This is a genomic window from Lysobacter sp. KIS68-7 (assembly GCF_021284745.1).
Taxonomy (GTDB): Bacteria; Pseudomonadota; Gammaproteobacteria; order Xanthomonadales; family Xanthomonadaceae; genus Noviluteimonas.
In genome coordinates this window covers 1,485,574-1,510,931 of sequence record NZ_CP089925.1, presented here as the reverse complement: position 1 = coordinate 1,510,931, position 25,358 = coordinate 1,485,574, and the positions used below count along the sequence as shown (strand labels likewise).

At 67.4% G+C, this 25,358-nt stretch carries 24 protein-coding genes; 5 read left to right on the top strand and 19 right to left on the bottom strand.

Features of this window, described 5'->3' with window-relative positions; genetic code table 11:
• Positions 1 to 82 precede the first annotated feature (82 nt).
• The 5 genes from LVB87_RS07160 to LVB87_RS07140 form a co-directional block, all read right to left on the bottom strand.
• The gene (locus tag LVB87_RS07160) at positions 83 to 1,318 is read right to left on the bottom strand and encodes an ABC transporter permease (RefSeq protein ID WP_232900225.1); all 1,236 of its coding nucleotides are present in this window, start codon (positions 1,316 to 1,318) and stop codon (positions 83 to 85) included.
• Positions 1,315 to 2,031 (bottom strand): ABC transporter ATP-binding protein, encoded by a 717-nt coding sequence (locus LVB87_RS07155; protein WP_232900224.1) that lies wholly within the window; start codon positions 2,029 to 2,031, stop codon positions 1,315 to 1,317. Before LVB87_RS07155 ends, LVB87_RS07160 begins: the two co-directional genes overlap by 4 nt.
• Positions 2,028 to 3,563, bottom strand: coding sequence for an efflux RND transporter periplasmic adaptor subunit (locus LVB87_RS07150; RefSeq protein WP_232900223.1), 1,536 nt, complete (start codon positions 3,561 to 3,563; stop codon positions 2,028 to 2,030). Before LVB87_RS07150 ends, LVB87_RS07155 begins: the two co-directional genes overlap by 4 nt.
• 86 nt (positions 3,564 to 3,649) lie before the next feature.
• Complete coding sequence (locus LVB87_RS07145) at positions 3,650 to 4,921, bottom strand: HAMP domain-containing sensor histidine kinase (RefSeq protein ID WP_232900221.1); 1,272 nt, start codon at positions 4,919 to 4,921, stop codon at positions 3,650 to 3,652.
• A gap of 8 nt (positions 4,922 to 4,929) precedes the next feature.
• Positions 4,930 to 5,643 carry a response regulator transcription factor gene (locus tag LVB87_RS07140; protein WP_232900219.1) on the bottom strand — a complete coding sequence of 238 codons (714 nt, stop codon included), beginning with the start codon at positions 5,641 to 5,643 and terminating at the stop codon, positions 4,930 to 4,932.
• Positions 5,644 to 5,766: 123 nt separating this feature from the next.
• Between LVB87_RS07140 and LVB87_RS07135 the strand changes: the two genes are divergently transcribed.
• Positions 5,767 to 6,111, top strand: coding sequence for a DMT family protein (locus tag LVB87_RS07135; RefSeq protein WP_232900218.1), 345 nt, complete (start codon positions 5,767 to 5,769; stop codon positions 6,109 to 6,111).
• A 184-nt stretch (positions 6,112 to 6,295) separates the two neighbouring features.
• On the opposite strand, the gene LVB87_RS07130 is transcribed toward LVB87_RS07135, so the two are convergent.
• From LVB87_RS07130 to LVB87_RS07105, 6 genes are read right to left on the bottom strand one after another with little or no spacing between them, the layout of a single operon-like run.
• Positions 6,296 to 6,502 carry a hypothetical protein gene (locus tag LVB87_RS07130; RefSeq protein WP_232900216.1) on the bottom strand — a complete coding sequence of 69 codons (207 nt, stop codon included), beginning with the start codon at positions 6,500 to 6,502 and terminating at the stop codon, positions 6,296 to 6,298.
• A complete protein-coding gene (locus LVB87_RS07125; RefSeq protein WP_232900214.1) occupies positions 6,499 to 6,786 on the bottom strand; it encodes a hypothetical protein in 288 nt (95 codons plus the stop codon). Before LVB87_RS07125 ends, LVB87_RS07130 begins: the two co-directional genes overlap by 4 nt.
• On the bottom strand, positions 6,783 to 7,088 hold the full coding sequence (locus tag LVB87_RS07120; RefSeq protein ID WP_232900213.1) for a hypothetical protein: 306 nt from the start codon (positions 7,086 to 7,088) through the stop codon (positions 6,783 to 6,785). Before LVB87_RS07120 ends, LVB87_RS07125 begins: the two co-directional genes overlap by 4 nt.
• Before the next feature lie 3 nt (positions 7,089 to 7,091).
• Positions 7,092 to 8,039 (bottom strand): TrmH family RNA methyltransferase, encoded by a 948-nt coding sequence (locus LVB87_RS07115; protein WP_232900211.1) that lies wholly within the window; start codon positions 8,037 to 8,039, stop codon positions 7,092 to 7,094.
• Positions 8,036 to 11,170: an efflux RND transporter permease subunit gene (locus LVB87_RS07110; RefSeq protein WP_232900210.1), complete on the bottom strand. Its 3,135-nt coding sequence runs from the start codon at positions 11,168 to 11,170 to the stop codon at positions 8,036 to 8,038. The genes LVB87_RS07115 and LVB87_RS07110 overlap by 4 nt, the downstream gene beginning before the upstream one ends.
• A gap of 1 nt (position 11,171) precedes the next feature.
• Positions 11,172 to 12,284 carry an efflux RND transporter periplasmic adaptor subunit gene (locus tag LVB87_RS07105; RefSeq protein WP_232900209.1) on the bottom strand — a complete coding sequence of 371 codons (1,113 nt, stop codon included), beginning with the start codon at positions 12,282 to 12,284 and terminating at the stop codon, positions 11,172 to 11,174.
• A 176-nt stretch (positions 12,285 to 12,460) separates the two neighbouring features.
• Between LVB87_RS07105 and cysK the strand changes: the two genes are divergently transcribed.
• Positions 12,461 to 13,414 (top strand): cysteine synthase A, encoded by a 954-nt coding sequence (gene cysK / locus LVB87_RS07100; RefSeq protein ID WP_232900208.1) that lies wholly within the window; start codon positions 12,461 to 12,463, stop codon positions 13,412 to 13,414.
• Between the two features lie 17 nt (positions 13,415 to 13,431).
• Here cysK and LVB87_RS07095 read toward each other — a convergent pair whose 3' ends face one another.
• Positions 13,432 to 13,971, bottom strand: a complete 540-nt coding sequence (locus LVB87_RS07095) for a hypothetical protein (RefSeq protein WP_232900207.1) — start codon at positions 13,969 to 13,971, stop codon at positions 13,432 to 13,434.
• Positions 13,972 to 14,078: 107 nt separating this feature from the next.
• Here LVB87_RS07095 and LVB87_RS07090 point away from each other — a divergent pair, with 107 nt between their 5' ends.
• Both LVB87_RS07090 and LVB87_RS07085 read left to right on the top strand, forming a co-directional pair.
• The gene (locus tag LVB87_RS07090; protein WP_232900205.1) at positions 14,079 to 14,594 is read left to right on the top strand and encodes an O-acetyl-ADP-ribose deacetylase; all 516 of its coding nucleotides are present in this window, start codon (positions 14,079 to 14,081) and stop codon (positions 14,592 to 14,594) included.
• Complete coding sequence (locus tag LVB87_RS07085) at positions 14,591 to 15,202, top strand: DUF6498-containing protein (protein ID WP_232900204.1); 612 nt, start codon at positions 14,591 to 14,593, stop codon at positions 15,200 to 15,202. The genes LVB87_RS07090 and LVB87_RS07085 overlap by 4 nt, the downstream gene beginning before the upstream one ends.
• Before the next feature lie 55 nt (positions 15,203 to 15,257).
• On the opposite strand, the gene LVB87_RS07080 is transcribed toward LVB87_RS07085, so the two are convergent.
• The 4 genes from LVB87_RS07080 to pyk form a co-directional block, all read right to left on the bottom strand.
• Entirely contained in the window at positions 15,258 to 16,268 is a 1,011-nt protein-coding gene (locus LVB87_RS07080; RefSeq protein ID WP_232900203.1) for a class I fructose-bisphosphate aldolase, read from the bottom strand.
• 69 nt (positions 16,269 to 16,337) lie between these two features.
• The gene (locus tag LVB87_RS07075) at positions 16,338 to 16,949 is read right to left on the bottom strand and encodes a hypothetical protein (protein WP_232900202.1); all 612 of its coding nucleotides are present in this window, start codon (positions 16,947 to 16,949) and stop codon (positions 16,338 to 16,340) included.
• A gap of 77 nt (positions 16,950 to 17,026) precedes the next feature.
• Complete coding sequence (locus LVB87_RS07070; RefSeq protein WP_232900201.1) at positions 17,027 to 17,623, bottom strand: energy transducer TonB; 597 nt, start codon at positions 17,621 to 17,623, stop codon at positions 17,027 to 17,029.
• Between the two features lie 115 nt (positions 17,624 to 17,738).
• Complete coding sequence (pyk, locus tag LVB87_RS07065; RefSeq protein WP_232900200.1) at positions 17,739 to 19,217, bottom strand: pyruvate kinase; 1,479 nt, start codon at positions 19,215 to 19,217, stop codon at positions 17,739 to 17,741.
• Between the two features lie 50 nt (positions 19,218 to 19,267).
• Between pyk and LVB87_RS07060 the strand changes: the two genes are divergently transcribed.
• Positions 19,268 to 19,744: a GNAT family N-acetyltransferase gene (locus tag LVB87_RS07060; RefSeq protein ID WP_232900199.1), complete on the top strand. Its 477-nt coding sequence runs from the start codon at positions 19,268 to 19,270 to the stop codon at positions 19,742 to 19,744.
• Here the strand turns inward: LVB87_RS07060 and LVB87_RS07055 are convergent.
• From LVB87_RS07055 to LVB87_RS07045, 3 genes are all read right to left on the bottom strand, one after another.
• Positions 19,714 to 21,996 (bottom strand): tetratricopeptide repeat protein, encoded by a 2,283-nt coding sequence (locus LVB87_RS07055; RefSeq protein WP_232900198.1) that lies wholly within the window; start codon positions 21,994 to 21,996, stop codon positions 19,714 to 19,716. The genes LVB87_RS07060 and LVB87_RS07055 overlap by 31 nt on opposite strands.
• The gene (locus LVB87_RS07050; protein ID WP_232900196.1) at positions 21,993 to 24,059 is read right to left on the bottom strand and encodes a DUF3857 domain-containing transglutaminase family protein; all 2,067 of its coding nucleotides are present in this window, start codon (positions 24,057 to 24,059) and stop codon (positions 21,993 to 21,995) included. Before LVB87_RS07050 ends, LVB87_RS07055 begins: the two co-directional genes overlap by 4 nt.
• Before the next feature lie 86 nt (positions 24,060 to 24,145).
• Entirely contained in the window at positions 24,146 to 25,321 is a 1,176-nt protein-coding gene (locus LVB87_RS07045) for a phosphoglycerate kinase (RefSeq protein ID WP_232900195.1), read from the bottom strand.
• Positions 25,322 to 25,358: the final 37 nt, after the last annotated feature.

Sequence of the window (25,358 nt, the reverse complement as noted above, 5' to 3'; positions counted from 1 at the left end):
GGGGAGTGCGCACATGCGGCGACGCTACAAAAGCGCCGCCGTCCACTCCCCGCGCAAATGCCTCAATGCGCTGTCGAAATCTCTATTGCTGACGCAATGCCTCGATCGGATCCAGCAACGAGGCCTTGCGCGCCGGGTAGTACCCGAAGAACAAGCCGGTCGCGATGGAGAACGTCGCCGCGAGCCCCACCACGTTCGCGTTCACCTGCACGGGCAAATCGCTGAACTTGCCGACCAGCAGCGCCCCCACGATGCCGATCGCGATGCCGATGACGCCACCGATCATCGAGATCAGCATCGCCTCGGCGAGGAACTGCCGGCGCACATCACGCGGCCCCGCGCCCACCGCCATGCGCAGGCCGATCTCGCGGATGCGCTCGGTCACCGACACCAGCATGATGTTCATGATCCCGATGCCGCCGATGACCAGGCAGATCGTCGCTACCGCGCCGAGCAGCTTGGACATCAGGTTGGTCGTCGCCGTGCGCGTGGCGATGATCTCGGCGATGTTGCGCACGTTGAAGTCGTCCTCCGCGCCGGGCTGCAGCTTGTGGCGCTGGCGCAGCAGGCCTTCCACTTCGCCCTGCACGTAATCGAGGTCGTTGGCGTTGGCCACGCCGAGCGCGATCTGCATCACCGCACCCGGCGGCAGGCCCATCGCGCCCATCAAACGGCGGCGCGCGGTTTCCAGCGGCACCACCATGATGTCGTCCTGGTCCTGGCCGAAGCCGCCCTGCCCCTTCGGGTTGAGCGTGCCGACCACGGTGAAGGGCACGCGCCCGATGCGGACCGTCTGGCCCAGCGGATCGTCGTCGCCGAACAATTCGCGGCGCACCGTTTCGCCCAGGATCACGGTCTTCGCCGCGCCGGTATACGCGCGCGCATCGAAGCCATCGCCCGAGGCCAGCGTCCAGCCATTGATCTCGAACCAATCCGGCTGCACGCCCTGCCAACTCGTGGACCAGTTGTTCTCCGCGTACACAACCTGGCTGTTGCCGCGCAGGCTGGAGGCGACGTACTGCACCTCCGGGATTTCGGCGCGGATCGCGTCCGCGTCGTCCTGCTTCAGCGTGAAGTTGTTGGCGCCGGCGATGCGGATGCCGCCGAAACCGCGCCCCGAACCCGGGCTGATGTCGAGGCGATTGGAGCCCAGGCCCGACACCAGCTTGTCGATTTCCGCCTGCGTGCCCTGCCCCACCGACACCATGACGATCACCGCCGCGATGCCGATGATCACGCCGAGCGAGGTCAACGCACTGCGCATCCAGTTGCCGCGCAACGCGTAGAACGCGGTGTGCAGGACTTCCATGGGATTCATGCGCTCGCCTCCTCGCTCAGGTGGCCGTCGCGCATCATGAAGATGCGGTCGCAGTGCTGCGCGACGTCCGGATCGTGGGTGATGAGCACGACGGTGTGGTCTTCCTGCTGCAGGCGCTTGAACAGCGCGAGGATTTCCTCGCCGGTCTTCGAATCCAGCGCGCCGGTGGGTTCGTCGGCCAGGAGGATCGGCGGGCGATTGATCAGCGCGCGCGCAATGGCGACGCGCTGCTGCTGGCCGCCGGACATCTCGCTGGGCCGATGCGATTCGCGATTGCCCAGGCCCACCGCGGAAAGCGCTTCGCGCGCGCGGCGCATGCGCTCTTCGCGGTGCACGTTCGCGTAGCCCATCGGCATCGCGACGTTCTCCAGCGCGTTCATGCGGGGCAGCAGGTTGAAGCCCTGGAAGACGAAACCGATCTTCTCCAGGCGCAGTTCCGCGCGGCCTTCGGCGTCGAGCGAAGCGACATCGACACCATCGCAGTGATACGTGCCCGAGCTGGGCGTATCCAGGCAGCCGAGCAGGTTCATCAGCGTCGACTTGCCCGAGCCCGACGGCCCCATGATCGCGACGAATTCGCCGCGCCCGATGCGCAGGTCCACCGCGCGCAGCGCGACGACCTCCGCCTCGCTGCCTTCGGAATAGACCTTGCCCAACCGGCGCGTCTCGATGACGGCCGCGCGATCTTCCCGCGGCTTGGCGACGGCGTTCATTGCGTGGACTTGTCCTTCGACGAGCGCTCGGCGCCGACGATGATGGCATCGCCCGCTTTCACGTCGCTGCCCATCACTTCGGTGTTCGTCCCGTCGGTCACGCCGATGCGCACCATGGCCGGCTGCGGCTTGCCGTCGACGAGCTTGTAGATCGGCGCACGGCGCGCGCTCACCAGCGCGGTGATGCCGGCGTCCCACTTGTTCTTCTGCGTGTCGTCGAGCGTGGCGCGGAACGCGGCGAACTGCTGGTTGAAGCGCTCCTGCATTTTCTGGCGCATCGCACCGCTCGCATTGCCGCCGCCCGCGTTCGCATTGCCGCCGCCCTGCCCACCACCCGGCGGACGACCGAACAACGCACTGCCACCGCTTTGCTGCGCACCCTGCGGCGCCTGGCGCGCGGCCATGCGCTGCTTCATCTGCGCGAGCGCGTCGTCGAAGGCGGCCTGCTGCGTGGTGTTCAAGGCCAGCGTCTGCGCGAGCTTCGGCAATTCTCCCGACATGCCGCCGCGTTGCGGCCCACCCGCGCCCGCACCGCTGTTGTCATCCGCCGGCTTGAAGCGCAAGGCCGCATTCGGAATCTTCAGCACGTCATCGCGGCGGCTGACTTCGATCTCCGCGTTCACCGTCATGCCCGGCAGCAACACGCCGTCCTTGTTGTCGACGGTGACGACCACCGGATACGTGATCACGTTGTTCGTGTTGGTCGCCGACAAGCGCACCTGCTGCACGTTGCCGCGGAAGCTGCGCTCGGGGAACGCATCGACGGTGAAGTTCACGCCCTGTCCCGCCTTGACCTGGCCGATGTCGGCCTCGTCGATCTGCAGCAGGATTTCCATCTTCGACAGGTCTTCGGCGATCTGGAACAACACAGGCGCCTGCAAGCTGGCCGCGACCGTCTGGCCCGGCTCGATGGTGCGCGTGAGCACCACGCCATCCACCGGCGAACGAATCACCGTGCGCTGCAGGTTGAGCTGCGTGGTCTGCGTGGAGGCCTGCTGCTGCGTGATCTGCGCCTGCGCGGCGTTGACCTGCGCGCGGGCCTGGTCGCGCGCGGCGCGCGCCAGGTCGAGGTCGCCCTTCGCGATCAACTGCTGGCCGGCGAGCGGCACCTTGCGGTCGTAATCGGCTTCGGCGTTCTTGAGCGTGGCCTGCGCGGTGGCGAGGTTGGCGCGCGCCGTCGCGATCTGCGCATCGCCCTGCGCGATCTGCGCCTGGTAGGTGCTCGGGTCGATGCGCGCGATCACCTGCCCCTTGTGCACCTGGTCGTTGAAGTCGACCAGCACGTCGGTGACCTGGCCCGAGATCTGGCTGCCGACATCGACCGTCGAGATCGCCGCAAGCGTGCCCGTGGCGGAGATGGCGACGCGGATATCGCCACGCTCCACGGCGGCCGTGCGGAACCCGCCTTCGGCCGCGGCCGCTTTGCGCGCGGACCACCACCAACCGGCGGCCCCCAGGACGACGAGGGCCAGGACGATCGCGGCGGTGCGCGGCGCGATGGGAAGGCGGGACTTGCGTGCGGTCGAGGCCATTCGAGGGGAGCGAGTCGAGGAAAGGGGACGAAGATGCCGCAAACGCGCGCATCGTCGCCTCGTTGACCGCCCGCGGGGAACTTCGTTCAGCGAACGAATTGAATCGTGGCCAAGGTCCCGCTTCCGGGCACGCTCTCGAGCACGACGGGCCAGCCGAAGCGTTCGCCCAAGCGGCGCACCACCGACAGGCCCAAGCCCATGCCGCCGATGTCCTGATCGGCGCGATAGAACGGGTCGAATGCCCGCTGCAGGGTTTCGCGCGTCATGCCGATGCCGGTGTCGCGCACGCTGACGCGGTCTTCTTCGATGCGGACCTCGATGTCGCCCTCGTCGGTGTATTGGCAGGCATTGCTGAGCAGGTTGCCCACCATCACCGCGAGCACGCGCGAGGGCGCATGCAGTTCCGGCTCCGCGCGCTTGACCACGCGCAGTTCCACGGGCTTGCCTTCCAGCAGCGGCGCCACCTTGTCCACTTCCTCGGCCACGATGTCCGAGACGGCGAAGTGCTCGCGCTGCGGTTCGATGTCGGCCTCCCTGGCGAGGATGAGGAAGGCGTCGATCACCGCTTCCATGTCACGGCTCGCGCGTTGGACGCGTTGCAGCGAGCGTTGGCCGCGGGCACTGAGCGCTTCCGACTCCAGCAGGTCGGCCGCTACGCGGATCACGGTGAGCGGTGTGCGCAGCTCATGGCTCGCATCGCGGGTGAAGTTGCGTTCTCTTGCAACGAATGCCTCCACGCGTTCGCCCAGCGTATGCAACGCCTGCGCGAGCTGCCGCGCTTCGCCGCTGCCGATGTCGGCCGGCAGGCGATGCGGCGCAAGCACATCGATATCGGGCCGGCGCGGATCCCACGCGGCGACCTGGCGCGCGAGCCAGTTCACCGGCGTCACCAGGCGCTTGGACACGCGATACGTGAGGAAGGACACCGCCACCACACCGATGAGCCCGAGGGCCATCGGCAACACCGCGAAGGCGTACATCAGCCGGTCGATGCGCTGCGTGTCGTAGGCCAGGTACAGCGTGCCCGCGGGCTGCCGCTCGACGCGCACGTGCAGGCCGCGCGAGTCGAGGTCGTGGTAGCCCGGCGAGAGATGCGCGAATTCCCCGGGCACATTGGTCGCCGGCTGACCGGCGGGCACATACCAACTGGTGAAGTTGCGTCCGTGCGGGAGCCCATAGTTCGCGTCGTGCGACAGGCGCACGAAGAAATCCTTCGCCTCGGATTCCGAGGCGGCGCGCATCAGGCCCATCCGGATGACGAGGGACACCAGCCAGCCCGCCGCAATCACGGCGAGCCCGACCATCACCACCTGCAGGATGAAGGCGATCCGGATCTTGCGGGGCAACCCTTGGGGCACCGGGTTTCTCAGGCAGGCGGTTGTTCGATGTCGGCGATCCGGTAGCCGGCGCTCTGCACGGTGTGCAGCAGCGGCTTCTCGAACGGCTTGTCGATGGTCTTGCGCAGATTGTAGAGATGGCTGCGCAGGGTGTCGGAGTCGGGCAGGCCGTTGCCCCAGATCTCGCGCTCGATTTCCTGGCGGCTCACCACGCGCGGGGACTCGCGCATGAGGATGGTGAGCAGCTTCAGGCCGATCGGCGAGAGCTGGAGTTCGCTGCCGGCGCGGGTGGCGCGCAACGAGGCCGGGTCGAGGACCAGGTCGGCGACCTTGAGGACCTCGGCGCCCACCTGGCGGCGTTCGCGGCGGATCAGGGCGCGCAGCCGGGCTTCGAGCTCCTGGATGGCGAAGGGTTTGGTGAGGTAGTCGTCGGCGCCGGCGCCCAGGCCCGTGAGCTTCTCGTCCAGGGTGTCCCGGGCGGTGAGCATGAGGACGGGGGTCGACTTGCGGGCTTCCTCGCGGAGGCGCTTGCAGACTTCCAGGCCGTCCAGGCGGGGGAGCATGAGGTCGAGGACGATCACGTCGTAGCTGTTCTCTGCCGCAAGCCGGTAGCCGTCGAGGCCATCGGAGGCGTAGTCGACCTCGAATCCACGTCCTTCGAGGTACTCGCCGACCATCTCGGAAATATTCCGGTTGTCCTCGACGATGAGGACAAGGCCGGCGGGTTCTTCGTTGCTGCGCATGGAGGCTGCTCCTGTCGGGGTTCTTCAGCTTCGTGAAGGTGCCGATCCGGGGGTGGAGGCTCCGTGAAGGCGTGTGAAGGCGTCAAGATTCGGGCCAGCCGTTTGTCTGATCAGGGGTGCCGTATGGCTTTCGACCGTTTTGTGCCGATTTTGCTGCTGCTGTGTTCGAACGTTTTCATGACCTTTGCCTGGTACGGGCACCTCAAGTACAAGGCGGCGCCCTTGTGGCTGGCGATCGTGGCCAGTTGGGGGATCGCGTTCTTCGAGTACATGTTGATGGTGCCGGCGAATCGCTGGGGGAGCGCGGTGTACTCGGCGCCTCAGCTCAAGGGGATGCAGGAGGTCATTACCTTGGTGGTCTTCGCCGGGTTCTCGCTTTGGTACCTGGGGCAGCCGCTGAGGTGGAATCACTGGGCGGGGTTTGCGCTGATCGTGGTGGCGGCTTGGCTGATCTTCATGGAGCCGTAGAGCTTGGGGCTGCTGCTGCGACACGAGAGCGACGGACCGCCACGCAGTCCGTTGTCGCGCCTGTCGGAGCGCCTTCAAGCCGCATCCATGCAACCGGAGCTCCGCCCGGGTGGCCATCCATGGCCGCCCTGCAGTCGCGACAACGGACTGCGTGTCGGTCCTCTGCGCGGGACGTGGGGGCGGCCTATTCCTCTCGCAGCGGGAAGACATCCTCTGTCGATGCATCGTTATCGACGCCTCGATATCCGCCGCCAATCTGATGACCGCGGGCCTCTGCCCAAGCAATGATCACGTCGAAGAGTTCATCGGCGGTGTCGCGGGACAACTGCCTACCGTCCCCGCTCTCCAGTGCGAAGCTGAAGCCCCATGCAAGGTGATGGTCGTTGTTCAAGTCCGCCCTCCTCCGCGTGACTGGCTAATGCGAAGGATCAGGTACCACGCCAATGCGTAGACCACGACGTTGGCGAGTACAGCGGCGATGGCCCATCCTGGCGCACCGTTTCCCGTGTGAATGCCTTCCGGCCAGATGACGGAGGCAATCACTGCTCCCGGCATCGCCAGCGCGTCATTGACCGCATCCCTTGCGGCACTGAAAGGCAGATAGCTCAGCCAGGAAATTGCGAGGCAAGTCCCAACGCCCAATGACAGGCTCAAGAGCGCGCGCTTCACGCTCATCTCTCTACTACCCCTTGATCGGCGGCCTCGCGATCTTTTCGAAGCGTCCAAAGCGACCAGCTGATGAGAAGGCCGCCGATTGCAAACATGAAAAGACAGAAGGCCAAGGCGGCATAGATTTGTCGAACTCGCACGATGACGTGCCCAGCTCGATCATGGATGTCGCCGTACGCAAATCCATGGTGGATCAGCACGTAGATCGGGACAAAGGCCGCTACAGCCATCAGGGCTGAACACCCCCAGATATTCGTCCGCAGGATGAAGCGGCGCGTTTCCTTGGCTTCTTCAGTGATCTGGGGCAAAGCTCAAAATCCCTGATTCGCGCGCGCCCACTCTGCAAGTAGCACTGCCGTCGCGGCTGCGACGTTTAGACTTTCCACTTTGCCGCTGCCGGGAATAGAGACGCGTTGATCGCACGCGGCGGCAAGATCGGGCGACATCCCCTCGCCTTCTGCACCCAGTACGTAGACCAGGCGCGGCGGAAGCTGCGCTTTGAACAACGGCGTTCCATCGCGCACGACCGTCGCCGCAAGCTGGAACCCCGCTCCGCGCAATTGCGCAATCGCGTTGTCATCTCGGCCGAGGCGTACGAACGGGACGGCTTCCGCGCCGCCCTCCGCCACGCGCGCCGCTGCACCCGACAACGCAATCTGCGAATGCTTCGGCAACAAAATCGCGCGCACGCCGAAGTGCGCGGCCGAGCGCAGGATCGCGCCGATGTTGTGCGGGTTGCCCACGCCGTCCAGCCACAACAGGCACGCGGGGCCTTCGTGCAGGTGCTGCAGCCAATGCGTCAGTGTGTCCTGTTGTTCGCGCGCGAAGTCCGCAACCACGCCTTCGTGATGCGTGCTCGCGGCAAGGCGCTGGAGATCCGCTTCGTCCTCCACCACGCGATAGCCGATGCGATGCGCGACGCACCAGCGCAGCATCGGTTGCAGTTGCGGAATGCGGTCGTTCACCAGGTATAGCTTGCGCAGCGCATCAGGGCGGCGATGGAACGCGGCCTTCACCGCATTGACGCCATACAGGCGCAGCTCGGTTTCGCGATGTTCGCGCACGTGCTGGTGGTCTTGCGTGGCGATGTCGCGCGGGGATGGTTGGCGCGAGGGTTTGTGGTGGTGCGGCTTCGCCTCGTGCGTGCGTGTATCCGGCCGCCGCGCGTCGGGCGCACGCGTGTCACGCCTCGGCGCATCAGGCGTCCGCGCAGGTGGCTTGCGCGGGCCCTTCGACCAAGGCGAGTCGCGTTCGCTCACGCGTGGTCTCCCACGTGATCACCGGCCGGGCGCACGGTGGCTTCCAGTTCCTTCAACTCATGCGCCACCGCTTCCGGCGAGCGCGTGTAGGGGGCGAGCAACGCGTAGAACGCGGGGACGACGAACAACGAAAGGAACGTCGAGAAGCCCACGCCGAAGATCACCACGACACCGATCGTCGCGCGGCTCGCGGAGCCGGGGCCGCCGGCGAGCACCAGCGGCACGGCGCCCACCATCGTGGCAATCGAGGTCATCAGGATCGGGCGCAAGCGCACGCCGGCGGATTCGACGATGGCCTGGTGCACGGTGCGGCCTTCGTCGCGCAACTGGTTCGCGAATTCGACGATCAGGATGCCGTTCTTCGCCGCCAGGCCCACCAGCATCACGATGCCGATCTGGCTGAAGAGGTTCAGCGTGCCGCCCGTGATCCACAAGCCGATCAACGCACCGAGCACGCCCAACGGCACCGTCAGCATGATCACGAACGGATGGATGAAGCTTTCGAACTGCGCGGCGAGCACGAGGTACACGACGAGCAAGGCGAGTGCGAAGGTCAGCAGCACGGCGCCGCCGGCCTGCTGGTATTCGCGCGATTCGCCCTTCCAGTCGATCTGCGCCTGCTCGGGCAGTTCTTCGGCGACGGTCTTGTTGAGCCAGGTGATCGCGTCGCCCATGCGGTAGCCGGGCGCGAGGCCCATGCTGATCGTGATCGCGCGCAGGCGGTTGAAGCGGTTGAGGCTGCCGGCTTCGGCCACGTCCTGCAGGGTGACAAGGTTGGAGAGCGGGATCAGTGCGTTGTCGCGGCCGCGCACCTGGATGGCGGAGAGGTCGGCGGGCGTGGCGCGGCCGGACTTCGTGGACTGCACGACCACGTCGTATTCCTCGCCGCCGCGCACGAACGTGGTGACCTTGCGCGAGCCCATCATCGTTTCCAGCGCATGGCCGATCGCTTCCACGCTCACGCCGAGGTCGGCGGCGCGCTGGCGGTCGATCTGCACGCGCATCTGCGGACGCGTTTCCTTGTAGTCGCTGTCGGCGCCGACGAGGCCCGGGTTGGTTTCGATGCGTTCGAGCAGGCGGTCGCGCCACTTGGCGAGTTCCGCGTAGTCGGGGCCGCCGATCACGATCTGCACCGGCTGCCCGCGCGTGCGCACCAGGCCACCGCTGACCTGCGTGGAGACCTTCATGCCGGGCATCACGTCGAGCTTCTTCTTCAGCTCCTGCGCCACGTCACCGGTGTTTTCCTTGCGCTCCGTCCAATCCTTCAGGAACACGCTGAAGCGCGCGGTGTGCATTTCCTCGCTCGCGCCGAAGCCGCCGGGCACGCGCGCGTTGGCGCGTTCGATCGGGCCATGGCCGATTTCCGGCGCGATGATCTTCTCGGCCTGCTGCACCTGCTGCACGGTGTAGTCGTAGCCCGCGCCTTCCGGGCCGGTGAGGCTGACCTGGAAGTTGCCGCGGTCTTCCGGCGGTGCGAGTTCGGAGGGGACGAACTTGAACAGCAGGAAGCTCGCGCCGAGTGCCACCAGCATCACCGCGCCGAACATCAGCGGGCGATCCACGGTGCGTTCGAGGAAGCGCTTGTAGCGCGTGGTGATCGCATCCAGCCGCTTGTTCACGAAGCGATGGACCGGGTTGCCCTTGTCTTCCGAATGCGGACGCACGAGCTTGGACGAGAGCATCGGCGTGAGCGTCAGCGCGACGAAGGCCGACAACGCAACGGCGCCGGCGAGCGCGACCGACAACTCGCGGAACAGGCGGCCGGTGTTGCCCTGCATGAAGCCGATCGGCAGGAACACGGCGACGAGCACGGCCGTGGTCGCGATCACCGCGAAGGCCACCTGGCGCGTGCCGCGCGCGGCGGCGACGAGCTTGGGTTCGCCGAGGTCCGCGCGACGCTGGATGTTCTCCAGCACCACGATCGCGTCATCGACCACCAGGCCGATACACAAGACCAACGCCAACAACGTCAGCAGGTTGATCGAATACCCGAACAGGTACAGCGGCAGGAACGCGGCGATGAGGCACACCGGCACCGTCACCGCGGGGATGAGCGCGGCGCGGACGCTGCCGAGGAACATCCAGATCACGATGAGCACCAGCACGATCGCTTCGATCAGCGTGTGGTACACGCGCTCGACGGCGGCGTCGATGAAGGTGGTGGTGTCGAAGGCGACGAAGATCTTCGTGCCCGCGGGCAGCGAGGGACGGATGCGGTCGGCTTCCTCGCGCACGGCGCGCGCAACGTCCAGCGCGTTCGCCGTCGAGGTCTTCGCCACGCCCAGGCCGATGTTGTTCTCGCCGTTGGAGTGGTAGTACGCGCGGCGTTCGGCGGACGCGAGTTCCACCTTCGCTACGTCGCCAAGGCGCACGACGTAGCCATCCGGGCCCTTGCCCAGCGGCACCTGCGCGAACTGTTCGGGCGTCTGGTACTCACGCGCCACGCGCAGCGTGAAGTCGCGTTCGGCCGATTCGATGCGGCCGGCGGGCAGCTCCACGTTCTCGGCGCGCAAGGCGTTCTCGACATCGTCGACCGTCATCGCGCGCGCCGCGAGCGCATCGCGATCCAGCCAGATGCGCATCGCATAGCGCTGCTGGCCGCCGATGCGCACCGCCGCTACGCCGTCGATGCTCGACAAGCGGTCGGTGACATAGCGCTCGGCATAGTCGGAGAGCTGCAGCGAATCCATCCCCGTCGAGCTCATGTTGAGCCAGATGATCGGATCCGAATCGCTTTCCACCTTGCTGATCTGCGGCGGGTCGGCTTCCTCCGGCAGGCGGTTGGCCACGCGCGCCACGGCGCCGCGCACGTCGTTGGCCGCGCCTTCGATGTCGCGCGACAGGGTGAACTCGATGGTGACCGACGAGCGCCCGTTGACGCTGTTGGACTGGATCGTCTCCACGCCTTCGATGCCCGACAAGGCGTCTTCGAGCACCTGCGTGATGCGCGTTTCGACCACTTGCGCCGACGCGCCGGTGTAGTTCACTTCCACCGAAACGACCGGCGGGTCGATGGCAGGCAGCTCGCGCAGCGTCAGGCGGGTGAACGCCATGATGCCGAGCACGATGAGAAGCAGGCTGAGGACGGTCGCGAAGACCGGGCGCTGGATGGACAGATCCGACAGGCGCATGTCAGTCCTTCGCGACCGGAGCGGCGGCCGTATCCTGGCCCGCGCTGGGCTTGCCCGCGTCGGCGATCTTCTGGCCCGGACGCAACTTGCCGGTGCCGTCCACGACGATGCGGTCGCCCGCACTCACGCCCTTGAGGATTTCGGCCTGCCCATCGGTGCGCGTGCCGACCTGCACGTCGATCTGTTCGACGCTGCCGTCGGGCTTCACGCGATACACGAACGTGCGATCGCCGACCTGCACCACCGCGATCTCGGGCAGCAGCAACGCGGTGCGCTGCGCCTGCTGCAGTTCGACGTTGACCAGCATGCCGGGGCGCAGCTTGTGGTCGGGATTCGGGAAGTCGGCGCGCACGGTGACCGAGCGCGTGTTGGGATCCACGCGCGCATCCACCGTGGCGACGGTGCCGACCAGGCGCTTGTCCGGATACGCCGCGGTCCGGCCGGCGACGTGCTGGCCGTTCGCGAGTTGCGCGAGCATGCCTTCGGGCACGGGGAAGTCGACGTACATGTGCGAGAGATCGTCGAGCGTGGCGATCGCCGTGCCCGGCGTGATCAGCGTGCCGGGGCTGATCTGGCGGATGCCCATCACGCCGCCGAAGGGCGCACGGATCAAACGATCGGCCAGCTGCGCGCGCACCTGGTTCACCTGCGCCTGCGTCTGGTCGCGCGTGGCGCGTTGCGTGTCGAGCTGCGAGCTGGCGATCAGTTGCTGCCGCGCGAGTTCTTCCTGGCGCTTGTACATCTGCTGCGCTTCGTTCGACGCGGCTTCGGCCTGCACGAGCGCGGCCTGCTGTTGCTGCCCGCTCAGCGTGACGAGCACCTGGCCCTTGGCGACTTCATCGCCGCTGTCGAAGTGCACCGCCTGCACGATCTCGCTCACCTTCGCGGTGACGGTGATCGAGTCGCGTGCGTGCGCGGTGCCGATGGCGACGATCGAGTCGGCGAAGGTCTTGGGCGACAGCACCGTGGTGGTCACCACGACGGGTGCGTTGGAAGCGTCCTTGCCGCGGTTGGAAGCGGCAGCTTGGTCGCGGCTGCAGCCGGCGATGCCGGCGCCGAGCGCGAGGACGGTGAGGAGGGCCTTGAGAGGCTGGGAGCGGGGGAAATACGTCATGCGTGGATTCTAGGCCGTCCGGCGCGAGGGTTCGGTTACCACCTGCACGGAACGCCCCCGCAGGCGCCCCGGTTGACGTTGGTCGCCATGACCAATGACATTGGCGCTGGCGGGGGCCGCGGCCTCCGCAGGCTCGTCGCTCCGTTCTCCTGTCCATTCCCCCGGAGAGTCCGCACATGCGCTACGACAGCATCCTCGACACCATCGGCGGCACGCCCGTCGTCCGCCTGCATCGCATCGCCCCGAAGCACGTGACGATGTACGCGAAGGTCGAGTCCTTCAATCCCGGCGGTTCGGTGAAGGATCGCCTCGCGATCGCCATCATCCTCGACGCGGAACAGAAGGGCTTGTTGAAGCCCGGCGATACGGTGGTCGAAGCCACGTCAGGCAACACCGGTGTCGCGCTTGCCATGGTGTGTGCCGCGCGCGGTTACAAATTCGTCGCGACGATGGCGGAAACCTTCTCCATCGAACGCCGCAAGCTGATGCGTGCCTACGGCGCGAAAGTGATCCTGACGCCCGCGGCCGAACGCGGCAGCGGCATGGTGCGTCGCGCGGAGGAACTGGCGAAGGAGCACGGTTGGTTCCTCGCGCGCCAGTTCACCAACCCGGCCAACCCGGCCTATCACCGGCAGACGACCGCGGCGGAAATCCTGCGCGACTTCGCAGGCGATCGCCTCGATCATTTCGTCACCGGTTGGGGCACCGGCGGCACGCTCACCGGCGTGGGCGAAGTGCTGCGTGTCGCGCGTCCGGAAGTGAAGATCACCACGTGCGAGCCCGCGGGCGCGGCGCTGCTGCAGGGTGCGGAATTCGTTCCGCACAAGATCCAGGGCTGGACGCCCGACTTCATCCCCGAAGTGCTCAATCGCGATGTCGCGGGCACGCTGCTGAAGATCGACGAGATCGCCGCACGCGACACCGCGCGCAGGCTCGCGACCGAAGAAGGCATTTTCGTGGGCCTTTCCGCAGGCGGCACGGTGGCCGGCGCGCTGGAAGTCGCGAAGAACGCGAAGGAAGGCGACGTGATCCTGGCGATGCTGCCCGACACGGGCGAGCGCTACTTCTCGACGATCCTCTTCGAAGGCGTCAACGAAGGCTCGGACGACGATTGGCTGGGCGGGCTCTGAGCAGAGCCCGCCGACGGTCAGGCGACGAGGGTCTGGCCGTCGTTGGCGTGCGGGTCCATGCGGCCATGGCAGATGGCCATGATGCGATTGCGCATGCGACGCGGATTGTCGAAGGACTGGATCGCGAGCGCGGCCATGCTGATGGCGACGGTGAGGTTCGCGAGCGCCGTTTCGCCGGTCTGCGCGAGCATGCTCGGCGCGAGCGCGGCGGCCACGGTGAGCGCGACCGACACGAGGATGTAGGAGCGGATCGCCGACCACGCGTTGTGGTCGAGCCCGTGCGCGCGGAAACCATGGCGATAGGGCAGGCCCATCACGGTGCGCAGCGCATCGGCGATGCGGATTTCCTTCATCGTCGCCGCGGCCTTGATGGCGAAGCCGAGGATCGTCGCGCCGAGACCGGCGAGCGGGATCCACGCAGGCAGGCCCGCGTGCGGCAGCGTCACGCAGGTGCAGGCGAGGACGAAGAGAACGAGACCGAGGCGATGCAGGCGGGCAGCGGCGTCGACTTTCTTCTGCAGGCGGTCGACGTTGCCGAGGGAAATACGGGCTTTCATGGACGGCTGAGCGGAATGGACGAGGCAATTTCACCATGTTTTCACGCGCCCCCGATGAATGCGGCGGGCGGGAAAGCGTTTGGATCGCGGGCTTTGGGATGGCAGTCGTGAAGATCGAGGTCATCGAAGGCGACATCACCTCACTGCCGGTGGACGCGATCGTCAATGCGGCCAACGGCGCCCTGCTGGGCGGGGGCGGCGTCGATGGAGCCATCCATCGCGCGGCGGGGCCGCGGTTGCTGGAGGCCTGCCGCGCGCTGCCCGAGACCTCGCCCGGAGTCCGCTGCCCGACCGGCGAGGCCCGCATCACCGGCGGCTACGACCTGAAGGCGCGCTTCGTGATCCACACCGTCGGGCCGGTCTGGCACGGCGGACGCCAGGGGGAGCCGGAGCTGCTGGAGGCCTGCTATCGGAATGCGTTGACCCTGGCCGCCTCGCACAGCGTGGCGTCGGTCGCCTTCCCCGCCATCAGTTGTGGCGTGTTCGGGTATCCGATCGAGCTGGCCGTCCCGATCGCCGTGCGCACCGTGCGCGCGTGGTCCAAGACGCGCCCCGGCAAGGTCGTCTTCTGTTGTTTCGATGGCGCGATGGCCAGCCGCTACCGTGCGATGCTCGTGCTGTGAATCCTTCGACGCGCCACCTGCTCCTCTCCAATGCAGCGACGCTGATCGCAGCGATCGCGCTGCAGTGGCCGCCGGGTTGGATGCTGTGGCCGTACTGGATCCAGAGCGTGGTGATCGGCTGGTACGCGCGCCAGCGCATGCTGGGCCTGCGCAACTTCAGCACCGAAGGCTTCACCTCCAACGACCAGCCCGTGCCGGAGAACGACGACGGCAAGCGCTCGACCGCGAATTTCTTCGCGCTGCACTACGGCCTGTTCCACCTGTTCTACTTCGGCTTCCTGTGCGCGGAACATCCGCTGCATGCGCGCTGGGACCTGTTGATCCTCGTCGCGTGCGGTGCGTCGTTCGTGCTCTCGCAGCGGCAAACCTACGAGGTGCAGCACGCCGCCGACCTGCGCGGCAAACCGAACCTCGGCGCGATGATGTTCACGCCCTACCTGCGCGTGGTGCCGATGCACCTGGCGATCATCATCGGTTCGGCGATGCCGGGCGTGGCGGCGATGATCTTCTTCACCGTCCTCAAGACCGCGAGCGACGTGGCGCTGGATACGATCGACCGGCGCATGGCGGAAAAGCACGCGGACCGCACCGCGACCGCCATCGACTGAAACGAAAAACGCCGGCACGAGGCCGGCGTTTCCGTCGAACGATCCGCAGCGAAACTTACGCCGCCTTCTTCCACTGGCCCAGCGCGGCGAGGCCGTTGTCGCGCGCACGCTCGAACACCATCTGCTGCGCCTTGGCGATGTTGGCCACGATGTCCTGGCCCCAGATCTTCAGCGCGGCCGACTGCATGGCGCGGCCGTAGGAGAACGACAGCGGCCACGGGTGCGGGCCCATGCGGTTCATCGCGTCCAGGTGCGCGGTGGCGTCTTCGTCGCTCTGGCCGCCGGAGAGGAACACGATGCCCGGCAGGATCGCCGGCACGGCGGTCTTCAGGCACATCAGGGTGTTCTCGGCGACGTCTTCAACGGATACGCGCTCGCCGCTGGTCTTGCCCGGCACGACCATCGAGGCCTTCAGGATGGTGCCCTCGAGCATGACGTTCTGGTTGTACAGCGCGTCGAACAGCGAACGCAGCACGACTTCGGTGACTTCGTAGCAGGTCTGGATGTCGTGGTCGCCGTCCATGATCACTTCCGGCTCCACCATCGGCACCAGGCCCTGTTCCTGGCACAGCGCGGCGTAGCGCGCCAGCGCGTGCGAGTTGGCTTCGATGCAGGTGCCCGACGGGATGTCTTCGCCGATGTTGATCACCGCGCGCCACTTCGCGAAGCGGGCGCCGAGCTTGTAGTACTCCTCCAGGCGCGCGCGCAGGCCATCGAGGCCCTCGGTGACGACTTCGCCCTGGAAGCCGGCGAGCGGGAAGGTGCCCTTGTCGACCTTGATGCCCGGGATGATCCCGTTCTCCATCATGACCTTGGTGAAGGGCACGCCGGCCTTGGTGGACTGGCGGAGGGTTTCGTCGAAAAGGATGGCGCCGGAGATGTGCTCGCCGAGGCGGGGCGTGGTCAGCAGCATTTCGCGATAGGCGCGACGGTTCTCTTCCGAGTTCTCGACGCCCACGCCCTGGAAGCGCTTGGCGATGGTGGCGGTGGATTCGTCGATCGCGATGATGCCCTTGCCCGCGGCGACCATGGCCTGGGCGGTTTCGGCAAGCTGTTCGATGCTCATTGGCGTCCTGAAGGGCGTGGGGAAAGGGCGGAATTATACCGCCCTCGCCCCGTCACGCCCCCAGGCCGGTCAGCGGACCGGGCTGCTGCTGAGGGACTGGGCCGGGTTCGAGATCATGGAGTTATTGGCGGTCGACGCCCGGTTGGAGCGCTCCAGCTCGCGGCGCAGCTGGTCGCGGTCGACGTTCTTGTGGCCGGCCTCCTGGAGCGCGGCCGCCAGGTCGGCGATCTTGCAATTGCTGGCGAGCGCCGAGCGGTCCATGGCGTCCTTGCCGACGAACGTCATCGTGGCGACGGTGACGGTGCGCTGGGCCTTTTCGACTTCCGGGCGCGGCTTGAACGCCCACTGCGACAGCGCACCGGCGGCGGAGGCCGTGTACTGGTCGTAGTAACCCTCGGGGATCTTGCCCTGCTGGCTGGTCCAGGTCCTGAGCACCGTGAAATCGCCGGTCTTGCCTTCGGGGCTGATCGAATAGCCGATCGCGACGCAGACGCTGTTGCCGGCGTCCTTCATTTCGGGCGTGAACCCGGGCGCCGCGAGCTTGACGCCGTCGGCGAGCATCCACTGGTCGCGGATGCCACCTTCGTTGACGACGCGACTGCGATCGGCGGCGTGCGCACCCAGGGCGAGGCAGCACAGCGACAAGGCGACGAGGGCACTGCGGGCATTGCGACGCGACATGGGACTCCCCTTTGGAGACGTGGTTTGGCGACCGGCCGATCCTAGCGCCGAACCGGCCGGGCCGCATGGGCCACGCGTCAGTTCATCGGGCGTCGCGTGTCGGCGGCGTTGGTCGCGGCGACGTCCTCGAGGTCGAGCCGGTCGAGGATGTTGGTCGTCACGCGCCGGTCCTTGGTGGCGCGCAGCTCGCGCAGGCGCAGGGCGAGCTTGGGCACGGCGCAGCGGGAGCGGAACTCGTTCGCCGCTCCCGTGCCGCCGAACACGAACGTGGCGATCGTGTAGACGGGTTGGGCCTGCGCGACTTCGGGGCGCGGCTTGAAGCGCCATTGCTTGAGGGCGGAAGCCGCCGATTCGGCGAAGCTGCCCCAGTACCCCTCTTCCGGTTCCGACGTGCCTGCGCTGGTCCAGGCTTTCACCAACGCGAAGTCCGAGGTCGTGCCGTCGGGATTGAGCAGGTAGCCCAGGCCGATGCAGACCGTGTCGTGGCGACGCACGAATTGCGGCGGGTATTGCGGCACGGCCAGGGGCACGCCTTCGGCGAGCATCCACTTGTCCTTGATGCCACCTTCGTTCACCACGGTGATGCCTTGGCCTGCCTGCGCGTGCGGCGCGAACGCGAGCACGCACAGCAAGGCCCAGCCCATTGCGCACAGGCCGGATCGCAGGGATCGCATGTCGCCCTCCTCGCGCCGTGGGCGCGGAGAAATCGCAATGCCGGAATAGCACCGGCACGCGTGGCGATCAACGGCCGCTTGTCGGCAGTTTCGCGCAGGTCAGGCAGGGGCCAATTCAGAGATCGCCCAGGCCCTCGGCACGCCCTTCCGGCCCGACCTGGAGGATGCGCAGGGTGTTGGTCGCGCCGTGGTGCTCCATGTGGTCGCCGCTGGTGAACATGACGCGGTCGCCGACGTCCAGGCATTGCTTGGCGTGGAGCACCTTGAGGGCTTCGCGCGCCGCATCGCGCGCGGCCAGGCCGCGGCTGTCGAAGTCGATCGGGAACACATCGCGCATCAGCGCCATGCGCCGGCGCGCGCCGGCGTAGCGCGACAGGCCATAGATCGGCACCGAGGAGCGGAAGCGCGACAGGAAGCGCGCGGTGCCGCCGGATTCGGTCATCGCGATGATCGCGCGCACGCCGATGTGCTCGGAGAGGAACATCGAGGCCATCGCGATCGCCTGGTCCACGCGTTCCAGGTTGCGCGGCGCCTTCTCGAAATCGGTGTCCATCTCGAACTGGCGCTCGGCGCCCAGGCAGATGCGCGCCATCGCTTCCACCGCGCGCACGGGATAACTGCCCGCGGCGGTTTCCTGCGAGAGCATCACCGCGTCGGTGCCGTCGATCACCGCGTTGGCGACGTCGAGGACTTCGGCGCGCGTCGGGATGGGGTTGTCGACCATCGACTGCAGCATCTGCGTGGCGGTGATCACCACTTTGTTGCGCAACAGCGACTCGCGGATGATCTTCTTCTGCAGGCCGGGCAATTCGGCGTCGCCGATCTCCACGCCCAGGTCGCCGCGCGCCACCATCACCACGTCGCTCGCATCGACGATTTCGCCGAGGTTCTCGATGGCTTCGGCGCGTTCGATCTTCGACACGAGTGCGGCGTCGCTGCCGGCGGCACGCGCGAGTGCGCGCGCTTCTTCCATGTCGGCGGCATTGCGGCAGAAGGAGACGGCGATGAAATCGACGTCGAGCTCGGCGGCGACGCGGATGAGTTCGCGGTCGCGATCGGTCAGCGCGCCCAGCGACAAACCGCCGCCGAGCCGGTTCAGGCCCTTGCGATCGGAGAGCGCACCGTCGTTGAGCACGGTCGTCGCGATGCGGTCGCCTTCGACCGATTCCACGCGCAACTGCATCAGGCCGTCGTCGAGCAACAGCGTGTCGCCCGGCTTCACGTCCGAAGGCAGGCCGAGGTAGCTGATGCCGACTTCGCGCACGGTGCCCGGTGCGGCGTCGGCGCGCGCGACCAGGTCGAAGCGATCGCCGGCCTTCAGTTGCACGCGGCCGTCGGCGAACTTTTCGATGCGCAGCTTCGGGCCCGGCAGGTCCGCGAGGATGCCGACCTCCACGCCCAGGCGTGCGGCGGCTTCGCGCACCGCGAGCGCGCGCGCCTGCTGCCCGGCGGGATCGCCGTGCGAGAAGTTCAGGCGCACCACGTCCACCCCCGCCTGCAACAGCGCGTCGAGCACGCCCGGCGGATCGGTGGCGGGGCCGAGGGTGGCGACGATGCGGGTGCGGCGGCGTTGCGGATGCGTTGGGTTGGTCATGGCAAAGTGCTCGGGATCGGTCTGTTCTACCACAGGCCGGCGAAGCGGCCATGCCACTGCATACGTATTCGATGAAAGCGCTGCCAGGGTTTCCCGAACTCACGGGCCGTCGCACGCGCCTGCGCGCGCCGCGCGAGGGCGATGCCGCGTTGCTGGAAGGCGTGGTCGCCGATCCCGCGGGCTATCTCGCCGAGTGCGTCGAATTCCTCGCGCAAGGCGACCGGATCGACTGGATCGTCACGACGCGTCGCAACGACGATGCGATCGGGACCTGCACCTTGCACCACATCGACCTGCGCGGTCGGTGCGCGGAGATCGGATATGCGCTGCATCCGGCGCAGCGCGGGCAGGGTTTCGCGACGGAGGCGGCGGCGCAGGCGATGGCGTGGGCGACGCGCGTGTTGGGCGTGACCCGGTTCGAAGCAGACGTCGACCCCGGGAACCACGCATCCGAACGGGTCCTGGCGCGCCTGGGCTTCGCGCGCCACCCGGACGATCAATCGCGCTTCGTCTCCGGCTCGCGATAAGCCTTGCCGCTCGAATACAAGGCCAGTCGGCTGCCGTAGTCCTTGTAGTCGTCATCCTCCGCGACGACGCCGGGCGGATCCTTGCGCGAGATGTTGCGCGCAAGCGATTGCATCGCCACCGCCTGCAACTTCTTTGCCTGGTCGAATTGTCCGTTCGCCGCCTGGCAGGCGGCCGCCGTGTCGATCTCCGCGGGATCGAGATCATCGGTGTTGGTCCCCATCACGGCGAGCGCCTTCAAACCTTCCTTCGGATCACGCTCGTCGTCGAACCTCGACGTGCAACGCACCCAGGCAAGGTTGTTCGCGGCATCCGCGTCGCGGTGCGCCACGGCCTTGCGCCACATGCCGATCGCCTTGCCGCGCGCATCGGGCGTCGCCTTCGTGTAGTACAGCCAGTGGCCATAAGTGGACGCGCCGACGGTGACATCGTGCTCCACTGAGCGTTCGCCCCAGCGCATGCCTTCACGCTCGTCGACGGCACCGAATTCCCCGCCCAGGTAGGCGCGCGACAGGCGTGCTTCGGACCAGGCGTCGCCGGTTTCCGCATCCTGGAGCAGCCACTTCCTTGCCTTTTCGCTGTCCTTCGGCATGCCGCGGCCCGCGAACGCCATGTCGGCGAGGCGCCGGCGGCCGTAGGCGTCCCCGGTGTCGGCCAGGGATTGATAGATGCGGATCGCTGCCTCGGGCCCTTCACTGACGCCGGGGCGCGCGTATTCGTACAACGAGGCAAGCGTCATCACCGCACTGCGGTCGCCGAAGGACGCCGGCGCTGCGATGAATTTTTCCGCGAGCGCGTACTCGCGTCGACCGATGGCCTCGTCGGCCAGGTGCTGGGCCGCCTCGGTGTTGCCACCAATGGCCGCCTGTTCGAGCATCTGCTCACCGCCCGGCTTGTCCTTGGCAACGCCATCGCGGCCGTAGAGCATGGCGAAGCCCAATGTCGCCTGCGCATCGGGCGAGCCCGCGTCCGCCGCGCGCTTCTGCCAGCGCAGCGCATCGGCCTTGTCGCCCCGCACGTTCGCAAAGGCTTCCAGCATCTTGAAGCCCTGCCCCTCGCCGTTCTGCTGCGGGCTCGAGAGGAAGGCGACATCGTCCGCCGGCAAGGGCTTCATCAGGTCGCGCTGGCGGTGCATGAATTCGTCGTACATCACCATCATCCGCGCGTTCTCGTTGCCGTCGGCAAGGGCACGATCGATGCGCTGGCGAAGTTCGCGCGGAAGCGTCGAAGCCTTGTCCTTGGAGAGCCAGAGATCCACGAACTCGAGCGTCGCGCCGTGGTGCGCCCAGCGCGCGTCCGCGGCTTCGAGCAATGCGTCCGCAGCGGCGGCATCGCGCTTGACGCCCAGTCCGCTGTCGTAGGCGAAGGCGAGCAGCGCCATCGGTTCGGCCCATTGCTTCTCCGCGTAGGGGAGCAAGGCATCGACCATGCCATCGGCACATCCCCGCGGCGCATCCTTCGATCGGCAGAACGCGATCCATGCCTGCGCCGAGCGGATGCCGCCGGCGGCGGTGCCGGCGCGCAATTTCGCAATCTTCCGCGCCGGATCGGCGATGTCGTTCGCCTCGGCCTTCGCCTGCAGGTCGATGACCGCAGGTTGCTGTGCGTTGCCTTCCATCATGCCGCGCACGAGCGCGACGCGTTGCAGCAGGAAGCGGTGCCCTTCGCCCTCGCGCGTGATGCGCGCGCCGGTGTCGAGGTAGTCGAAACGCAGATGGCGCTCGAGCTTGCGTTCGGGATCCCACGCGGCCACCACCAGCGGGAAGCTGCGGTTGGTGGTGTCCTGGTAATACTCGTAGCGATGCTCCAGGCCAGCCGCGGCCAGCAACGCGTACGCATCGTCCTGGCGCACGACGCGGATGGGCGCTGCGTTCGCGGATTCGACGGCGGACGCAAGCGCATGCTTTGCGAGCGCACCCAGGGCCTTCGTTTCGCGCTCGGCCAGTGCATCGTCGTGGGTGGCTTCGGCGCACAACATCGAAGCGCGTCGCAACACGATGCTCACGGGCACGACGTCCACCGCAGTGCGGAGCGCGGCCGCGTTGGCCTTGCAGGCGTCCGCATCCACGCCGGCGCCGCCGTATCCGATCTTGTCCAGCACGCCGAAGCTCGCATAGACCTTCTCGAAATCGGCCGTGTCGAGGAATGCGGTCCACGCGCCGGCCGGATCGGTCGCGACATCCGGCGCAGGCGTCGCTGCGTGCGCGACATGGCCCAGCATCAGCGTCGCCGTGGCAAGGAGCGTCAACCTCATTTCGAACCTCCGTTGTCCATCACGTCGCGCAGCAGCGCTTTCAGTCGCGCATCGCGTTCGCGCGATTCGATGCGCACCGGCGGTGCGGCGAAACGCAGGCGCGCGCCGAGCGTGTCGCGCATGCGGCGCAATTCGCCCAGGTGCGCGGTCGCGGCGGTGGCGTCGAGTTCGCGTTGCTTCACCTGCAGCGCGTACACCAGGTCCAGCTTTTCCGCCGAGGGCGACAGCTCGCGCGTGTAGCCGAACGCACTGGAGGAGAACGCTTCGTTTTCCTTCGCCAGCAGCGACTTCCAGCCGGCGGGCAGGGTCACGTGGACCTCGTGCCGGTATTCGCCCGGCGTGCCGATCGCCAGCGGACCGGTGCGCGCCATCGACGGCGGCAGGGCGCTGGCTTCGTCGAGCGCTTCGGCGAACACATCGAGCGAGCGCGCGCCGTTCTCGGTGAGCCAGGGCGACTTCAGCACGTACGATTCGGTGATCGCCAGGCGATTCGAAGCGCGGTCGTCGCGGACCTGCATCGTGCCGTTGACGTCGACCGGGCCGTAGCGCTGCCGGTAATAGTCGGCCTTGCGGCGCTGCAGGTCGTCGATGCGCGCCTGCGCGATCATCCTGCGGATGTCGTCCGCCGAGTCACCGCTGAAGGTCGTCTCGATGTCCATCCGCACGCTGCCGTCGTCGGAGGGCTGCAAGCGTTCGATCGAGGTGATGCCGGCCTTGGGCATGCGAACGGGCGTGATCGTCTCCAGTGCGCGCGTACCGGGCGCCACCGGGAGTGCCGCGCCGTAGTCGACGAGATCGCCCTCGCGCGGATCGCCGCCCTGCTGCGGGATCGTCGGGTCGACGTACAGCGCCGCGCCGTCGATCGTCGCGCGCACGATTGCGTGGTTGAACGCCGAGGCCGCGGGCAAGTCGTCGCGCACCCCACGCCCGCGATCGGTCGACACCAGCGCGGGCACCGCGGCGATGCCCATGCGATTGAGCACCGTCGCCAGCAGGTAGGCCTTGTCCTTGCAGTCGCCGTAACGCCGTTGCCACGTGACCGACGGATCGGCGGGGCGATGCGTGCTGTCGCCGATTTCGACGCCGAAGTAGCGGATGTCGTCCTGCACGACGCGCAGCGCGGCGTTCAGGCGCGCGGTCGGATCGGGCAGCTTCGACCATTCGGCGATGCGTGCTTCGAGGTCGGGCGGCAACGTGCGCACGGCCGGGAACAGGGGCAACGCCCAATTCACCACGTCCGCCCAGCTGCGGTCGGGACCGACCTCCACGCGCGGGAACGGGCGATACCACGCGGGATAACTCTGTTCGTCGACGACGGGACGCTGCGCGTGGGCGTCGAAGCTGACTTCCACCGCGCCGGGCACCGTGCGCACCTGCGCCGCTTGCGCGCCGTTGTCGGCCTGCGTGCGCACCTTCGTGCCGGGGTCGTATTGCACGCGCAGGTGGGAATCGAGGATCGGACTGGTCCAGCCCAGGCGGCGGCCGTCGTACAACTGGCCGGCCAGGATCGGATTGCTGCCGGTGATCGTGTACGACACGCGCACGACGTCGTCCTTGCGCACGTCGTCGAGCACGATCAGCGCGGTCACGCGTCCGTCGGACACGTCCTTCTCGAAGTTGCTCTCGCGTCGCGCGAGCGTGATGCGATCGGGTGCGAGACGGTCCTGCCACACGCCGTCGCGTCGCAGTTCGACGCGATGCACGACGAGCTGCTGGTACTCGGGGTTGAATTCGACCTGCACGCGGCCGGCATCGCCGAGGTTCGCAGCGGTGCGGGCCTCGTAGGCGTAGTCGAAGTATTCGTGGTCGGCGCCCGTGCGCCGATCGATCTGGCTGTCGAGCAACCAGAAACGCCAGCTATCGTCGTTCGCACCCGGCGCGCGCGGATCCCATTGCGCGGGAATCGTCCGCACCTGCACGAACGCGCGTGGCGGCCCTACGGAGAAATGGAATTCGCCACGCTGGTATTGGGTGTCCTGCGATGCGGGCGTTGCCGCATCCACCGAACCCATCGCCATGCACCCCAAACACACCCACAGCCCCACCGCGCTCCAGCGCTTCATGCGTCCTGCTCTCTCCGTCCCCTTCGGAAGAGCCTACACGACGCAATGCGCGCCGCAACGGGCGCGCACCGGGAATTCTTCGCAGGTCAGCCGCGTGCCTGCAGGGCCGCTACCGCCGGTAACGTCTTGCCTTCCAGGAACTCGAGGAAGGCACCGCCGCCGGTGGAGATGTAGCCCACGCTCTTCGCGATGCCGTACTTGTCCACGGCCGCGAGCGTGTCGCCGCCGCCGGCGATGGAGAACGCGTTGGACTCCGCGATCGCCCGGGCCAGCGCTTCGGTACCCTTGCCGAAGGCGTCGAACTCGAACACGCCGACGGGGCCGTTCCACACCACCGTGCCGGCCTGCATGACGAGCTCGGCGTAACGCTTGGCGGTGTCGGGGCCGATGTCGAGGATCATGTCGTCGGCGGTCACCGCGTCCACCGGCTTCACGGTGGCGGGCGCATCGGCGGCGAAGGCGGGGGCGACGACCACGTCGCTCGGCAGCGGGATGTCGGCGCCGCGGGCCTTCGCATCGGCGAGGATCTTGCGCGCCGTGTCCACCAGGTCCGGTTCGTACAGCGACTTGCCGACCGGGTGGCCCGTGGCGGCGAGGAAGGTGTTGGCGATGCCGCCGCCGACGATCAGCTGGTCCACCTTGGAGACGAGCGAGCCGAGCAGTTCGAGCTTGGTCGACACCTTGCTGCCGGCGACGATCGCGAGCAGCGGGCGCTTCGGGTTGTCCAGCGCGCGCGCCAGCGCATCGAGTTCGGCCATGAGCAGCGGGCCGCCCGCGGCGACCTTCGCGAACTTGATGACGCCATGCGTGGAGGCCTGCGCGCGATGCGCGGTGCCGAAGGCGTCCATGACGAACACGTCGCACAACGCGGCGTACTTCTGCGACAGCGAGTCGTCGTCCTTGCCCTCGCCCATGTTCATGCGGCAGTTCTCGAGCAGGACGATCTCGCCGGGCTTCACGCTGAAATCGGCGCTGAGCCAGTCGCGCACCAGGCGCACGTCGCGGCCGAGGTGGTGGCTGAGGCGTTCGGCGACGGGCTTGAGGGAATCGGCTTCGGTGAAGTGGCCTTCGGTCGGGCGGCCCAGGTGCGACATCACCATCACGGCGGCGCCCTGGTCGAGGGCGTGGGCAAGGGTCGGGAGCGCGGCGAGGATGCGCTGCTCCGAGGTCACCTGGCCGTCCTTGATCGGCACGTTGAGGTCTTCGCGGATGAGCACGCGCTTGCCGTGCAGGTCGAGGTCGGTCATGCGGACGATGGGCATGAGGGGGCCTTTGGGTCGAGGTCTTGGGGACCCCCAT

Excerpts from the sequence above, each read along its gene's own strand:
- LVB87_RS07160 (WP_232900225.1), bottom strand. The coding sequence starts at position 1,318 with ATGAATCCCATGGAAGTCCTGCACACCGCGTTCTACGCGTTGCGCGGC.
- LVB87_RS07155 (WP_232900224.1), bottom strand. The coding sequence starts at position 2,031 with ATGAACGCCGTCGCCAAGCCGCGGGAAGATCGCGCGGCCGTCATCGAG.
- LVB87_RS07150 (WP_232900223.1), bottom strand. The coding sequence starts at position 3,563 with ATGGCCTCGACCGCACGCAAGTCCCGCCTTCCCATCGCGCCGCGCACC.
- LVB87_RS07140 (WP_232900219.1), bottom strand. The coding sequence starts at position 5,643 with ATGCGCAGCAACGAAGAACCCGCCGGCCTTGTCCTCATCGTCGAGGAC.
- LVB87_RS07135 (WP_232900218.1), top strand. The coding sequence starts at position 5,767 with ATGGCTTTCGACCGTTTTGTGCCGATTTTGCTGCTGCTGTGTTCGAAC.
- LVB87_RS07125 (WP_232900214.1), bottom strand. The coding sequence starts at position 6,786 with ATGAGCGTGAAGCGCGCGCTCTTGAGCCTGTCATTGGGCGTTGGGACT.
- LVB87_RS07110 (WP_232900210.1), bottom strand. The coding sequence starts at position 11,170 with ATGCGCCTGTCGGATCTGTCCATCCAGCGCCCGGTCTTCGCGACCGTC.
- LVB87_RS07105 (WP_232900209.1), bottom strand. The coding sequence starts at position 12,284 with ATGACGTATTTCCCCCGCTCCCAGCCTCTCAAGGCCCTCCTCACCGTC.
- cysK (WP_232900208.1), top strand. The coding sequence starts at position 12,461 with ATGCGCTACGACAGCATCCTCGACACCATCGGCGGCACGCCCGTCGTC.
- LVB87_RS07095 (WP_232900207.1), bottom strand. The coding sequence starts at position 13,971 with ATGAAAGCCCGTATTTCCCTCGGCAACGTCGACCGCCTGCAGAAGAAA.
- LVB87_RS07080 (WP_232900203.1), bottom strand. The coding sequence starts at position 16,268 with ATGAGCATCGAACAGCTTGCCGAAACCGCCCAGGCCATGGTCGCCGCG.
- LVB87_RS07075 (WP_232900202.1), bottom strand. The coding sequence starts at position 16,949 with ATGTCGCGTCGCAATGCCCGCAGTGCCCTCGTCGCCTTGTCGCTGTGC.
- LVB87_RS07070 (WP_232900201.1), bottom strand. The coding sequence starts at position 17,623 with ATGCGATCCCTGCGATCCGGCCTGTGCGCAATGGGCTGGGCCTTGCTG.
- pyk (WP_232900200.1), bottom strand. The coding sequence starts at position 19,217 with ATGACCAACCCAACGCATCCGCAACGCCGCCGCACCCGCATCGTCGCC.
- LVB87_RS07060 (WP_232900199.1), top strand. The coding sequence starts at position 19,268 with ATGCCACTGCATACGTATTCGATGAAAGCGCTGCCAGGGTTTCCCGAA.
- LVB87_RS07055 (WP_232900198.1), bottom strand. The coding sequence starts at position 21,996 with ATGAGGTTGACGCTCCTTGCCACGGCGACGCTGATGCTGGGCCATGTC.
- LVB87_RS07050 (WP_232900196.1), bottom strand. The coding sequence starts at position 24,059 with ATGAAGCGCTGGAGCGCGGTGGGGCTGTGGGTGTGTTTGGGGTGCATG.
- LVB87_RS07045 (WP_232900195.1), bottom strand. The coding sequence starts at position 25,321 with ATGCCCATCGTCCGCATGACCGACCTCGACCTGCACGGCAAGCGCGTG.